Annotated in this window: 12 protein-coding genes; 6 read left to right on the top strand and 6 right to left on the bottom strand. The window is 43.4% G+C overall.

The genetic code is table 11. The features are described 5' to 3' along the window. Positions 1-95 precede the first annotated feature (95 nt). The 3 genes from bcaP to citA all read right to left on the bottom strand — a co-directional run bounded on the left by bcaP (position 96) and on the right by citA (position 3,788). Positions 96-1,493 carry a branched-chain amino acid transporter BcaP gene (gene bcaP, locus JQX68_RS05270; RefSeq protein WP_003245791.1) on the bottom strand — a complete coding sequence of 466 codons (1,398 nt, stop codon included), beginning with the start codon at positions 1,491-1,493 and terminating at the stop codon, positions 96-98. A 251-nt stretch (positions 1,494-1,744) separates the two neighbouring features. Continuing rightward, on the bottom strand, positions 1,745-2,614 hold the full coding sequence (locus tag JQX68_RS05265; RefSeq protein ID WP_069149276.1) for an SDR family oxidoreductase: 870 nt from the start codon (positions 2,612-2,614) through the stop codon (positions 1,745-1,747). Between the two features lie 73 nt (positions 2,615-2,687). Continuing rightward, a complete protein-coding gene (gene citA / locus JQX68_RS05260) occupies positions 2,688-3,788 on the bottom strand; it encodes a citrate synthase CitA (protein ID WP_069149275.1) in 1,101 nt (366 codons plus the stop codon). Between the two features lie 108 nt (positions 3,789-3,896). Here citA and citR point away from each other — a divergent pair, with 108 nt between their 5' ends. Continuing rightward, a complete protein-coding gene (citR, locus tag JQX68_RS05255) occupies positions 3,897-4,772 on the top strand; it encodes a transcriptional regulator CitR (RefSeq protein ID WP_147771687.1) in 876 nt (291 codons plus the stop codon). A gap of 69 nt (positions 4,773-4,841) precedes the next feature. Here citR and lytE read toward each other — a convergent pair whose 3' ends face one another. Further along, positions 4,842-5,849, bottom strand: a complete 1,008-nt coding sequence (gene lytE / locus JQX68_RS05250; protein WP_069149274.1) for a peptidoglycan endopeptidase LytE — start codon at positions 5,847-5,849, stop codon at positions 4,842-4,844. 529 nt (positions 5,850-6,378) lie between these two features. On the opposite strand from lytE, the gene phoA reads away from it, so the two are divergent. After that, the gene (gene phoA, locus JQX68_RS05245; RefSeq protein WP_147771686.1) at positions 6,379-7,764 is read left to right on the top strand and encodes an alkaline phosphatase PhoA; all 1,386 of its coding nucleotides are present in this window, start codon (positions 6,379-6,381) and stop codon (positions 7,762-7,764) included. Between the two features lie 29 nt (positions 7,765-7,793). Here the strand turns inward: phoA and spoVR are convergent, their stop codons facing one another. Then, complete coding sequence (spoVR, locus tag JQX68_RS05240; protein WP_147771685.1) at positions 7,794-9,200, bottom strand: stage V sporulation protein SpoVR; 1,407 nt, start codon at positions 9,198-9,200, stop codon at positions 7,794-7,796. A gap of 163 nt (positions 9,201-9,363) precedes the next feature. Between spoVR and JQX68_RS05235 the strand changes: the two genes are divergently transcribed. The 3 genes from JQX68_RS05235 (at position 9,364) to lytF (ending at position 13,058) form a co-directional block, all read left to right on the top strand. Then, positions 9,364-10,890, top strand: coding sequence for a mechanosensitive ion channel (locus JQX68_RS05235; RefSeq protein ID WP_147771684.1), 1,527 nt, complete (start codon positions 9,364-9,366; stop codon positions 10,888-10,890). Positions 10,891-10,997: 107 nt separating this feature from the next. Further along, complete coding sequence (gene nsrR, locus JQX68_RS05230) at positions 10,998-11,438, top strand: nitric oxide-sensing transcriptional repressor NsrR (protein WP_014663343.1); 441 nt, start codon at positions 10,998-11,000, stop codon at positions 11,436-11,438. Positions 11,439-11,591: 153 nt separating this feature from the next. Then, positions 11,592-13,058 (top strand): peptidoglycan endopeptidase LytF, encoded by a 1,467-nt coding sequence (lytF, locus tag JQX68_RS05225; protein ID WP_014663342.1) that lies wholly within the window; start codon positions 11,592-11,594, stop codon positions 13,056-13,058. Positions 13,059-13,099: 41 nt separating this feature from the next. Here the strand turns inward: lytF and JQX68_RS05220 are convergent, their stop codons facing one another. Next, positions 13,100-13,423, bottom strand: coding sequence for a YqzG/YhdC family protein (locus JQX68_RS05220; RefSeq protein WP_014476269.1), 324 nt, complete (start codon positions 13,421-13,423; stop codon positions 13,100-13,102). A 200-nt stretch (positions 13,424-13,623) separates the two neighbouring features. Here JQX68_RS05220 and JQX68_RS05215 point away from each other — a divergent pair, with 200 nt between their 5' ends. Next, a complete protein-coding gene (locus tag JQX68_RS05215; RefSeq protein WP_003224139.1) occupies positions 13,624-13,866 on the top strand; it encodes a YhdB family protein in 243 nt (80 codons plus the stop codon). Positions 13,867-13,869 lie beyond the last annotated feature (3 nt).

Genomic DNA, 13,869 nt, shown 5'->3' with positions numbered 1-13,869 from the left:
ATTATCTCTTATTTTTGTCTTCATTTCTATAGATTCATTTGCCAAGAACAGAAAAGAGAGCGGCCTGTATGGCCGCTCTCTTTATCAAAGGTTATTTATTGATTTAATTTTGAATGCTTTCTTGAATACAGAAAATAGATGACCAAGCCGATTAACAGCCACACCAGGAAGCGGACAATCGTCACCCATCCCAGATTTAAAATCAAGAACAGGCAGAACAGAATCGCCAGGCCTGGGATCACGGGAACTCCCGGGCATTTAAAAGCTCTCGGAAGATCAGGCTGTTTCTTTCTCAAAACGATAACTGCCACAGAAATCAGGACAAATGCCGACAACGTCCCGATGTTTACCAGCTTTGCAAGTTCATCCAGCGGAACAAGTGAGCCGAGAAGCGCCGACATCGTTCCGAAAAACCAAGTGGCTACATAAGGTGTTTTGTGCTTTGGATGCACTTTAGAAAGTGAGCCCGGCACAAGTCCGTCACGCGACATGGCAAACATGACGCGGGTCTGCCCGTAAAGCATCACGAGCATAACTGTTGTCATTCCCAGCACGGCGCCAATATCAATGATGCCAGCCACCCAGTTTTGCCCTGCGCTTTGAAGAACAAGAGAAACCGGATGATCCACACCCGCAAATTGAGCAAACGGGATAACCCCAGTCATGATTGCTGATACGGTGACATATAAAATCGTGCAAACCAATAAAGAGAAAATAATGCCTTTTGGCAGATCCTTCGCGGGATTTTTCGTCTCTTCCGCAGCAGAGGATACAGCGTCAAATCCGATAAAAGCAAAGAATACGAGCGCCGCTGCACTGAATACGCCGCCAAAGCCCATTGGCATAAACGGCTGCCAGTTATGCGGCTTTACGTAAACGGCTGCCACCGCGATAAACAGCAGAACAACCAGTATCTTCAAGATAACCATGATATTGTTGACTCTTTTTGATTCTTTGATGCCTAAATATAGCAAATATGTGATCGCCATTACAATGACGAATGCAGGAAGATTAAACAGAGTAAAGGTGCCTTTCACTGCGCCCGGTGCCGCTGTTAAAGCAACCGGAAGATGAATGCCGAGCCCTGATAAAAATGATTGGAAATAACCAGACCAGCCGACCGACACTGCACTTACCGCCAGCATGTATTCTAAAATTAAATCCCACCCGATAATAAAGGCCATAAGCTCTCCCAATGTCGCATAAGTGAATGTATACACCGAACCTGAAACAGGCACACTTGACGCAAACTCCGCGTAAGACAAGGCGGCGAATAAACAAGCCAGCGCCGCCACAACAAATGAAATGGTCAGTCCGGGACCTGCCGTGACTGCGCCTGTTCCCGTCAGAACAAAAATTCCTGTACCAATAATGGCGCCGATTCCAAGCAACGTTAAATCGAACGCCCCTAATTCTCTTTTTAAAGACTTTTCACCGCTCGTCGCAGCGATTAAATCCTGAATGCTTTTCTTCCTAAAAACGCTCCCTTTCATTCCCCTTCAACTCCCGATCATCTATTTTTATATATTTTATTTGAATTTTCTGAATTCATGAGCGGCAATGGTCATTTTTCTGTTTTTCTACTATATTTGTACTGGTCGTGAATCATTCCTTTCTCCTACTCAATATTATATATAAAATTGCAAAAATGAAAACAGAATTGTTAGAAAAATCGACAAATTTTTTATTTTCCAATTTCTAACCACACAAAAAAACCAGCTATCAAAGCTGGTTTTTTCGTTGATTACGTTGAAATAAAACGGCCGCCATTCACATGAATGGTCTGCCCTGTCATATAGGAAGATTCGTCAGACGCCAGCAGAACATAGGCGCCCGCATGCTCAACCGGCTGTCCCGGTCTTCCCATTGGGGTATCCAAGCCATGCTGTTTCACTTTTTCCTCAGGGAATGTCGCCGGAATAAGCGGTGTCCAAATCGGACCGGGCGCCACCGCATTCACTCTGATGCCTTTATCCGCAAGCGACATCGCCATGGACCGCGTAAAGGAGACAATCGCACCTTTTGTGCTGGAATAATCAATTAACGCCGTATCTCCTTCATAAGCGGTAATCGATGTCGTATTGATAATGGCACTGCCCCCTCGCAAGTGAGGCAAAGCTTTCTTCGTCATATGAAACATGGAAAAAATATTTGTGCGAAAGGTTTTTTCCAGCTGTTCTGTTGAAATATTGAGAATGTTGTCCTGGGGATGCTGTTCAGCGGCGTTGTTCACTAAGATATCTAGTTTGCCAAAATGGTCCACTGTTTGCTGCACAGCTTGTTCACAATGGTTCTCGTCCCCGACATCTCCCGGGATAAGCAGGCAGCGGACATTTTCCTTTTCGATCCGTTTACGTGTTTCCTCTGCGTCCGAATGCTCATCTAAGTAAAGAATGGAGATATCAGCCCCCTCTTTAGCAAACGCAATGGCTGCTGCTCTCCCTATCCCGCTGTCGCCTCCGGTAATGATCGCGACTTTTCCTTTCAATTTTCCGCTTCCTCGATAATCCTCGTCATCTGACAGGGGCAGCGGATTCATTTCTGATTCAATGCCCGGCTGTCTGTCCTGATGCTGGGGTTCTTGTCCTTCTGTTTGTCTGTCCATTGGGTTCACATTCATCACTCCTAGACATGTGGTTGATACTGAACGTTACCACACGATAGAAGTGAATAAACGCCAAAATATGCTAAGAAAGAACTTCCTCAGGAATGGCACCTGTATATTTCGCTGACGGGCGGAAAATCATGTTGTTTTCTGCCTGTTCCAGCACATGGGCGCACCATCCCACCATTCGGCTTGCTGAAAAGGTCGGTGTAAACAATTCATCGTCAAAATCGATGGCCTTCATCACAGCAGCCGCATAAAATTCAACATTTGTGTACAGCTTTCGTCCCGGTTTGTAGATTTCAAGCAAGCGAATCGCTTCTGCTTCTACATGCAGGGCAAGATCGAGATCGCGGTCATTGCCGGCCACCTCTTCTGCTTTCTGTCTCAAAGCTTCTGCCCGCGGGTCTTTTGTTTTGTACACCCTGTGGCCGAATCCCATCAAGCGCTCTCCTTTTTCGAGTTTTTCTTTCAGATATGCTTCAGCATGTTCTTTTTCTCCAATGTCTTCAAGCATTTTTGTCACAGCAGAAGGGGCGCCTCCGTGGAGCGGGCCTTTCATCGTGCCGAGAGCAGCCGTGACGGCTGACACTAAATCACTTTCTGTAGATAAGGTGACCCGTGCCGAAAAAGTGGATGCGTTCATGCCGTGCTCCATGGCCAGAATCATATAGGTTTCAAGCGCTTTCTTTTTTGCCTCTGAAGGCTGTTCACCTGTGAGCATATAATAATAGTTTTCGACATGTCCGTACTGGGAAGAAGGTGTTATTGCTTGTTCACCGCGCGTCCATCTTTTTCTGTAGGCAATGATGGAGGGCGTGATTGCAATCAGCCGGATTGCTTCTTCTGTTTTCGGATGGAATGTGTACGTATTTTCCCCCAATGCTGACACAACCGTTCTCAGCACCGACATATCGTCCATGTTGTTTGGCAATGACTGAACCAAGCGCTCAATGTGTTCCGGAAGGTGCCGGTCCGCAGCCAGCTTATCTTTAAATACCTGCAATTCTTCAGCTGAAGGCAGTTTCCCAAATAAAATCAAATAAGCCGCTTCTTCAAAGCTATGATTCAGTGCGATGTCTTTTGCATGATGGCCTCTGTAAATCAGACGTCCTTTTTCACCATCAATATGGCTGATGGATGTTTCCACACATGTAATTCCCTTTAATCCGTAATGTACCATTTGTATTCCCCCTATCCTTTTCTGTTATTATAGTAAATATAATATTTAAAAAATAATGAATATTTTAAAGGAAATTAATTAAAAATATTAATCAGAGGGAGAATAGAAATGGATTTCAAATGGCTTCATACCTTTGTGACCGCTGCGAAATATGAAAACTTCCGAAAAACAGCGGAAACGCTTTTCTTATCTCAGCCCACTGTGACTGTGCATATCAAGCAATTAGAAAAAGAAATCAGCTGCAAGCTGTTTGAGCGAAAAGGCAGACAGATCCAGCTGACTGATGAAGGCAGGGCTTATTTACCGTATGCGCTCAGGCTGCTTGATGATTATGAAAACAGCATGGCAGAGCTTCACAGAGTGCGACAAGGCTACTCTCAAACCTTACAGCTCGCGGTTTCTCCGCTTATTGCAGATACTGTGCTTCCTTCTGTCATGAAGCGGTACACAGCAATGAACACGGAAACAGAAATGGCGGTGACGATTTTCGAATCAGCGAAAATCGCGTCACTGATAAAAGCCGGGGAAGCTGATATCGGATTGAGCTGTCTAAAGGTACAGTCTTCCTCTTTAAGCTGCCACTGCCTTTATAAAGACCCTGTCGTCCTTGTTGCCCCGCCCGATCAGCGTTTCATAGAAGACAAAGAAATTGATGCCAAAGAGGTGCTCGAGCAATACCTGCTTTTGACCCACAATCATCCTGATTACTGGGACGACTTGCTCCGTCAAGTCAGAGTGACATTTCCATTTGTGAGGACAATGAAGGTCACACAAACACATATAACGAAACGGTTTATCAAGGAAGGACTCGGGGTTTCATTTCTGCCTTTATCTACAGTAAAGCGGGAGTTAGCAGAAAAACAGATGATCAGAATCCCTTATCAGTCTGCTCAGCTGCCCTATGCCGGCGCTTATGCAATCGCCCTTTATGAAAATAAGAAAGAAAAAAAATTCTTGGATTTTTTATCACATTTTCATTTTTAGGAGCAACCAAAATGGATGTGCTCCGTCTAATGAAAAAAACCCGTTCCAATGAACGGGTTTCCTCTAAAATTAGAATCTTTTCGCACCGAGGTAACGAGGCTTCCAGTAGCTGTTGTCCAGGCTGCTGATTTGTACGCCGTCAGATCCTGCATGAATGAAGCTGTTGTTTCCAATGTAAATCCCCATGTGAGAAGGGCCGGATTTATATGTTGTGAAGAAGACGAAGTCACCAACAGACGGGCTGGCAATGCTTTTCATAGAACTCCAGTATCCCGCAGTGCTTGTTCTGCCCACACTTGTTTGTTTATTCAGTACATACCAAATGAATCCGCTGCAGTCAAAGCCAGAAGTTGTCGTTCCGCCCCATTTATATGGCGTTCCGACTAACGCTTTCGCATCAGAAACCAGCTTGCTCACATTCAGTGATGTAGTAGATGATGCTTTGCTGCTTGAAGATGATGAAGAAGAAGCAGGTTTGGAGCTGCTAGTGCTTGTTCCTTTCACCTTCAATACTTGGTTGACATAGATTACATCTGATTTTAAGCCGTTTAAGCTTTTTAATTTGCTAACCGTAGTGCCGTATTGTTTTGCGATTTTAGACAGACTGTCCCCGCGCTTCACTTTATAAGTGGAAGTTGAAGACGTTGATACGCTCGATGAGCTGGAGCTGCTTGAACTTGATGAGCCTTTCAGTTTCAGGACTTGTCCAACACGAAGCAAGTCTGATTTTAAGCCATTCAGTTTTTTCAGTTCATTGACTGTCATGCCGTATTTTTTTGAAATTTTCCACAGGCTGTCTCCGCTCTTTACTTTGTATGTAGAAGAAGAGGAAGAAGAACTGCTGCTTTTTGAACTTGTAGATTTGCCGTTAATCGATAAAGTCTGTCCCACATAAATAAAGTCCGAACGAAGGTGGTTCTCTGATTTAATTTTACTGATCGTTGTATCGTATTTTCTTGAAAGATCCCATAACGTGTCGCCTTTTTTCACCTTAATGCTTTGTGCAGACGCCGCTCCTGCAAATAATGTCGATCCTAAAACAACTGCTGTCGTAGCTGTAATGATTTGCTTTTTCATATTTTCCTCCCCAAATGTTAACTCTCTATATATGTATCTCTTTTTTTAAAATTAATCTTATTGGTTTCTATTATAAGGATAGATTCCCATTAGAAATAGTCTTGACTTCATGTGACAAATTTCTTAATTATTCGTTCTAAAAAAAAGTTTTTAAGGGTATTAAATATTTCATTTTCGTTGCAAAGGTGACAAAAAACGAGTGCTTTTGTCATGTTTTATGGGATGTTTTTCAACATAAAGGAAATAAATGAAAACTTTCGGGGGTCAACTCACTTATGGAAGAATGTATGATAAAGAATATACGAGGAAAGCTGCGGTTATCCGCAGTTTTTTTATTTAAACAAACATATCATGCAAGGACAGAGAGGTAAAGATTTTTCTGAAAAATGAATGCTTTGAACCAACTAAGGCAAAATAACGAAACGACGTTTTTCATTTCCTTCCAATGCTTTACTTAATGTTTACACGATCAACAGATGCATTTAACAAAATTTCCCTAACATGACAAACATAACACATTAAAGGAGGCATGCTAAAAATGAATTTGTTTCAAAATATGAAATCAAAACTTCTGCCAATCGCCGCTGTTTCTGTCCTTACAGCTGGAATCTTTGCCGGAGCCGAGCTGCAGCAAACCGAAACGGCAAGCGCCAAAAAACAAGACAAAGCTGAGATCAGAAATGTCATTGTGATGATAGGCGACGGCATGGGGACGTCTTACATAAACGCCTACCGTTCCATGAAAAATAACGGTGAAACACCGAATAACCCCAAATTGACTGAATTTGACCGGAATTTGACAGGCATGATGATGACGCATCCGGATGACCCTGATTATAATATTACAGATTCAGCAGCTGCCGGAACAGCATTAGCGACAGGCGTTAAGACATATAACAATGCAATTGGCGTCGATAAAAACGGAAAAAAAGTGAAATCTGTGCTTGAAGAGGCCAAACAGCAAGGCAAGTCAACAGGGCTTGTTGCAACGTCTGAAATTAACCACGCCACCCCTGCCGCATATGGGGCCCACAATAAATCTCGGAAAAACATGGACCAAATCGCCAATAGCTATATGGATGACAAAATAAAAGGCAAACAAAAAATAGACGTTTTGCTTGGCGGCGGAAAATCGTATTTTAACCGCAAGGACAGAAACTTGACAAAGGAATTCAAACAAGCCGGCTACAGCTATGTAACAACTAAAGAAGCATTGAAGAAAAATAAGGATCAGCAGGTGCTCGGGCTTTTCGCGGATGGAGGGCTTGCTAAAGCGCTTGATCGCGACAGCAAAACACCGTCTCTCAAAGACATGACGGTTTCAGCAATTGACCGTCTGAACCAAAATAAAAAAGGATTTTTCTTGATGGTCGAAGGCAGCCAAATTGACTGGGCGGCCCATGACAATGATACAGTAGGAGCCATGAGCGAGGTGAAAGACTTTGAACAGGCCTATAAAGCCGCGATTGAATTTGCGAAAAAAGACAAACATACACTTGTGATTGCAGCTGCAGACCATACAACCGGCGGCTTTACCATTGGCGCAAACGGCGAAAAGAATTGGCATGCAGAGCCGATTCTCTCCGCAAAGAAAACGCCTGAATTTATGGCCAAAAAAATCAGTGAGGGCAAGCCGGTCAAAGATGTGCTCGCCCGCTATACAAATCTGAAATTTACATCAGAAGAAATCAAAAGTGTTGAAGCTGCTGCACAGGCTGACAAAAGCAAAGGCGCCTACAAAGCCATCATCAAGATTTTTAATACTCGCTCTAACAGCGGATGGACGAGTACGGATCACACCGGCGAACAAGTGCCGGTATACGCGTACGGTCCCGGAAAAGAAAAATTCCGCGGATTGATTAACAATACCGATCAGGCAAATATCATATTTAAGATTTTAAAAGCTGGAAAATAAAAAGGATGCAGAACGCAGCATCCTTTTTTTTATAAATACCTGCGGTGAACACCTTTTCCATCATACGAAAACATGACTTCCTTATCCTCAAGCACAGACTCAATGTGCACGCTTCTTCCCCAAAGCTGGAATAAATAAGGGAGCACTTTCTCCAAGTATTTCAAATCAAGCTCTATGCCCTCATACCAATGCTTAATATAGAGTTCGTTATTTTTCATATAATCGCCGTCGTTTACCGTCAGATATGGAAAGCCGCCATTTACCCGCATGCTTACGAGCTGGTCACGCACCGACTTCCACTCTTTATCAATGATCTTATAATCTCTGCCCTGTTTTTGAAACAAATAAAGATCTTCGCGCATGACTAAGTCTTTGGTTAAATAATTGCGGATGAAAGAGATATCGGATTCAATCTCCCTGACCTCAAACATTTTCTCCCGGCCGGAGTCAGGCTGCACGCCCATTTTCTTCATTTCCTCCGTCGGGTTGTTGTACCGCTCCTCAATGTCTTCAAATATTTTCAGCCCTAAATAATAAGGGTTAATGCCTGTTTTGGACGGCTGAACGACACCTGCATTCAGCTTGGCGAACTCGATCGCTTCATCAGAGGTTAAATCGAGCTCACGTATAATTCGCTGGTGCCAATAGGAAGCCCAGCCCTCATTCATAATCTTTGTTTCCAGCTGAGGCCAGAAATAAAGCATTTCCTCCCTCATCATCGTTAATATATCACGCTGCCATGGCTCCAGCTCCCGGGAATGCTCCTCGATAAAAAGCAGGATATCTTTTTCCGGCCGCGGCGGGAACGGTTTTTTCGATTTTTTCACTTGTTTTTTCGGTTTCTTTTCATCCAAAGACCATAAATCATCGTAAGGTGTGGCTGCCTCTTTAATCTCCTCTTCCTCATCATCCACACTCCATTGGAGCTTTGGGCGGACCAACGACGGATCGATATGCTCCTGAATCGCAAGGATCGCATCTAAAAATGACTCTACTTCTTTTATCCCGTGAACCTGTTCATAGTGTTTTATCCGTTCAGCCGTTGCCGCCATGCTTTCCACCATATCGCGCTTCGTGTTTTGGAAACGGCAGTTGTTTTTGAAGAAATCGCAGTGGGCAAGAACGTGAGCGACAATCAATTTATTTTGGATCAGTGAGTTGCTGTCCAGCAAAAAAGCGTAGCATGGATCTGAGTTAATGACCAGCTCATAAATCTTGCTTAATCCCAGATCATAATGCAGCTTCATTTTGTGAAACTGCTTGCCAAAGCTCCAGTGGCTGAATCTTGTCGGCATCCCGTACGCGCCAAATGTATAAATAATTTCAGCCGGGCAGATTTCATATCTCATCGGGTAGAAATCAAGGCCGAATCCTTTTGCAATTTCGGTAATTTCCTCAATTGCCCGCTGTAATTCTTTCTTCTCCTCCGCGTTCAACCGAATCCCCCCTACTTGGACTTATCTATAATGTATGAGCCCGCCAGACAAAAGATGATAGCCTCACTCTGGCTAGAAAAAAATTTCCCGGCACATTCAGTAGTTTGCTTATTGGATCAGTGGGTAAACACACACCATACTACGAAAAAAGGAGCGATACCAATTGAATGTAGCGGACGTGCTTTCTTCTTATCTCAGTAAGCTGCCAAACGTAATTATTGCTTTACTTGTCTTATTAATCGGATGGGCTATCGCTAAAATCATTGAAAAAGCGGTATACAAAGGACTCAGCAAAACAAAAATCGATGACAAGCTCTTTGCTGGGAAAAAGCCTTCACGCTATTCCTCGGAAAAAGTCATAAGCAAGGTCGTTTATTTTATCGCATTGATCATCGTCTTTATTTTATTCTTTAACATTTTGCACCTGACAACAGTGGCATCACCATTTGTCAGTATGCTGTCGGCGATTGCAGCGGCGATCCCAAGCGTGCTGAAAGCCGGACTCATTTTGCTGTTAGGATGGGCTGCAGCCTCTGTTTTGAGCTTCCTTGTCAAAAAAATCGGGATGAAGCTGAACACGAGTGACAAACTGCGCAAGTGGAATTTGGTGTCTGAAGGAAAAGATATTCATCAGGCTGTCAATACCGCTTCACAAATTGTCTTTTATCTCGTGCTGCTTGTTTTCCTGCCAGGGGTCTTATCTTCTTTAAAAATAAGCGGCATTTCAGGTCCTTTTACAAATATGATGGAAAGCGTGCTCGCTTTTCTGCCGAAATTATTTGCAGCGGCGCTTATCGTATTAATCGGCTGGCTTGTTGCCCGCCTTGTACGTGATATCGTTACGAATTTCCTTGCAAGCATCGGCACTGAAAGATTCGCGGCACGTATGGGTTTATCCATTTACTTAAAAGATACAAGCCTTTCTGCAGTCATCGGAACAATCGCTTATGTGCTGATTATGATTCCGGTGGTCATTTCGGCGCTGGATCAGCTGGATGTCGCCGGCATTTCAAAACCGGCTGTCTCTATGCTGAATACGATTTTAAACATGCTTCCGAACATCATGATGGCCATCGTGCTTGTTTTAGCTGGTTTGTGGGCAGGAAAATGGGTGAAATCCATGGTGTCCGGACTGCTCCATCGCGCAGGCTTTGATTCTGTCTTAGGGAAAATGGGCATGGAAGCCGGAACGCCTGCAAAGCTGTCCTTGTCTCAAGTTGTCGGTTTGATTGCGCAAATCATCGTCATTCTGCTGTTTACAGCCGAGGCGCTTCAAATTGTTCGGCTGCACTTCCTCGTAGAAATTGCGACTGGCATCATCGCGTATCTGCCGAATGTCCTTGTCGCCGTATTCATTCTCGGAATCGGCCTTTACGCCGGGGAATTGGTGCGGAAAGTGCTCGCAAGCATGATAAAAGGCAAGGAATTCAAATCTTTAGCGGCCATCGCTAAATACACCATTATCGCACTTGCTTTCTTTATGGCCCTGGATCAGCTTGGTGTCGCTGCGACAATTGTCAATTCCGCGTTCATCATCGTTCTTAGTGGCTTCGCACTCGCTTTTGGTTTATCCTTCGGCCTTGGCGGAAAAGATTTTGCATCACGTTATCTGTCTACATTTGAACGCAAAATGCAAAACACCGAAATTGAAAAAAACGGCCAAAACCAAAATCCGCCAAATGACATGTAAACAAAAGAACATGCACCCAGCAGGGTGCATGTTTTTTAATTCCTTTTTTTTCATTTTTCAATCGATTATGATAAGATATAGAAAATGTCTTATTCTGAGGTCTTATTATGAAGTTAACCAATTATACAGATTATTCATTAAGAGTGTTGATTTTTCTGGCTGCAGAGCGTCCCGGAGAACTTTCAAATATAAAGCAGATTGCTGAAACGTATTCTATTTCAAAAAATCATCTTATGAAAGTCATTTACAGGCTCGGCCAGCTCGGCTACGTAGAAACGATACGCGGACGAGGCGGCGGCATACGATTAGGCATGTCCCCTGAAGACATCAACATCGGTGAGGTTGTCAGAAAAACGGAGGACGATTTTAATATTGTTGAATGTTTTGATGCGAACAAGAATCTCTGCATTATTTCCCCGGTGTGCGGCTTAAAACATGTGCTTAATGAAGCGCTTTTGGCCTATCTTGCGGTTTTAGACAAATATACACTGCGCGACCTCGTCAAAAACAAAGAAGATATCATGAAGCTTTTAAAAATGAAGGAATAGATCCATGATTCCTTCTTTTTTTGTGCCCTTTTGCCCCTTTTGTATTAAGATAATATAGCTATTTTAAAAAAAAGGCAAAACGATAAGAAAAATGTGCCGATATAAAAAAGAAACAGCAAATTCAAAATCATTGGGGGAAAAAGGAGAGCTAAGATGAAAAAGAAATTAGCAGCAGGGCTGACAGCATCTGCGATTGTCGGCACAACTTTAGCAGTAACACCAGCTGAAGCAGCAACGATTAAGGTCAAAAGCGGAGATTCTTTATGGAAACTGGCCCAAACCTATAACACAAGTGTGGCGGCCCTCACATCCGCCAACCATCTTTCGACTACTGTTCTGTCGATCGGCCAGACGCTTACCATTCCTGGCAGCAATTCCGGCACTTCATCTACTTCAAGCTCAACAACCAAGAAGAGCGGAAGTTCTGTTTACACTGTGAAAAGCGGCGATTCACTTTGGCTGATCGCAAATGAGTATAAAATGACGGTGCAGGAACTGAAGAAATTAAACGGACTAAGCAGCGATTTGATTCGTGCGGGGCAGAAATTAAAGGTGTCCGGCACAGTTTCTTCAAGCTCTAGTTCCAGTACAAAAAGCAACTCTAATAAGAGCTCAAGCTCCAGTTCAAAAAGCAGTTCTAATAAGAGCTCAAGTTCTTCATCTGCTACGGGAACATATAAGGTGCAGCTTGGAGATTCACTTTGGAAAATTGCAAACAAAGTCAATATGTCCATCGCTGAATTGAAGGTCTTGAACAACTTAAAATCAGACACCATTTACGTGAATCAGGTGTTGAAAACAAAATCAAGCGGCTCTGATACGTCTTCCAAAGACACTTCATCCAAACCGAACCAAAATTCGGCAACAACGAAATATACTGTAAAAAGCGGTGATTCACTTTGGAAAATCGCAAACAACTATAACCTGACTGTACAGCAAATCCGAAATGTCAACAATCTGAAATCAGATGTGCTTTATGTTGGACAAGTACTGAAGCTGACAGGTAAAGCATCTTCAGGCACTTCATCATCGTCGTCTTCTTCGTCAAATGCAAGCTCAGGCACGACGACTACATACACGGTGAAAAGCGGTGATTCCTTGTGGGTGATTGCTCAGAAATTTAATGTAACAGCTCAGCAGATCCGGGAGAAAAACAATTTAAAAACGGATGTCTTGCAGGTTGGCCAAAAGCTGGTCATTACCGGAAAAGCATCATCATCGTCGTCTTCATCCGGTTCTTCAAACACCACCATCTCAACGAGCGCGAAGATTAACACAATGATTGCCGCCGCTAAAGAGCAGATTGGGGTTCCGTATCGATGGGGAGGCACGACACCGTCCGGATTTGACTGCAGCGGATTCATTTACTATGTACTGAACAAAGTCACATCCGTATCTAGATTAACGGCAGCTGGATATTGGAACACAATGAAGCCCGTCAGCCAGCCTGCTGTCGGAGATTTCGTTTTCTTTACAACATATAAAGCCGGCCCTTCCCACGTTGGAGTTTACCTAGGAAACGGGGAATTCATAAATGCCAACGATTCCGGAGTTGTCATTTCCAATATGAACAACTCTTACTGGAAACAGCGCTATCTCGGTGCAAAACGATATTTCTAAAAACAGAAACTGTGCGGCCTTAACGGCTGTACAGTTTTTTATTAGAGCCTAAAGACGTTGATGCTGATCATATGATTTGTCACCGGGTGAAAATAGACTTCGGCCCGAACAGAAAAAGTGTCATCTTTCTGTCTGACTGTCACCCGAAAGACATCTTTCGTCTGCTGATCATTCACCTCGGTCCGCCCCATATAAGCATAGTCAGAAAATGAAGCCCCCTTGTATTCATCCTGAATTTTGCTCCAGGCAAGCTGTTCCCACTTTTGAACGGACTCGTTTGTGTCCGTTGAATGACCTTTTGCAGCCATTGACACGATGATCAATCCGCAAAAAAGAAGCGCGATGGTATACGGCAGAGATTTCATATTTACAGTCTCCTGTACCAAGAATGTGTTCCCTCATAGGTTTACCAAAAGCGCTATCTTCATTCAGGCATTTTGATTTTATGTCTCCCTCATATTGCTACCCCTTTACTGCCGCAGACGCCAAGTTTTGCCCCGTCAATAACAGAGGATGCGGCATAAACTAATCATGAACTTCTCATCCAAGAAAGGAGAAGCGATTCATGGATTATGCCGATTATGATAAAGCGCTTTATTACACCCATCGTTCTCAATGGGATAATTTATTAATTTTAATGGTGCGTACAGAGGATGATTTGTTGTCAAAACGAATCGAGCATTTTCTGCATGCGTATCATTTTGAACAGGATTACGCCGTTTTAGAAAAGATGCTGTATTCCCTTCTCCGTTATATTGATCATGCCACAGAGCTGACTTATGAAGATCAACTAGCCCTGCTCACATAAACA

The organism is Bacillus sp. LJBS06, assembly GCF_016924995.1.
GTDB lineage: Bacteria > Bacillota > Bacilli > Bacillales > Bacillaceae > Bacillus > Bacillus stercoris.
Note: the sequence above shows the minus strand (reverse complement) of the source record. Positions and strands in the feature narration are given on the sequence as shown.

Excerpts from the sequence above, each read along its gene's own strand:
- bcaP (WP_003245791.1), bottom strand. The coding sequence starts at position 1,493 with ATGAAAGGGAGCGTTTTTAGGAAGAAAAGCATTCAGGATTTAATCGCT.
- citA (WP_069149275.1), bottom strand. The coding sequence starts at position 3,788 with ATGGTACATTACGGATTAAAGGGAATTACATGTGTGGAAACATCCATC.
- citR (WP_147771687.1), top strand. The coding sequence starts at position 3,897 with ATGGATTTCAAATGGCTTCATACCTTTGTGACCGCTGCGAAATATGAA.
- lytE (WP_069149274.1), bottom strand. The coding sequence starts at position 5,849 with ATGAAAAAGCAAATCATTACAGCTACGACAGCAGTTGTTTTAGGATCG.
- phoA (WP_147771686.1), top strand. The coding sequence starts at position 6,379 with ATGCTAAAAATGAATTTGTTTCAAAATATGAAATCAAAACTTCTGCCA.
- nsrR (WP_014663343.1), top strand. The coding sequence starts at position 10,998 with ATGAAGTTAACCAATTATACAGATTATTCATTAAGAGTGTTGATTTTT.
- lytF (WP_014663342.1), top strand. The coding sequence starts at position 11,592 with ATGAAAAAGAAATTAGCAGCAGGGCTGACAGCATCTGCGATTGTCGGC.
- JQX68_RS05220 (WP_014476269.1), bottom strand. The coding sequence starts at position 13,423 with ATGAAATCTCTGCCGTATACCATCGCGCTTCTTTTTTGCGGATTGATC.
- JQX68_RS05215 (WP_003224139.1), top strand. The coding sequence starts at position 13,624 with ATGGATTATGCCGATTATGATAAAGCGCTTTATTACACCCATCGTTCT.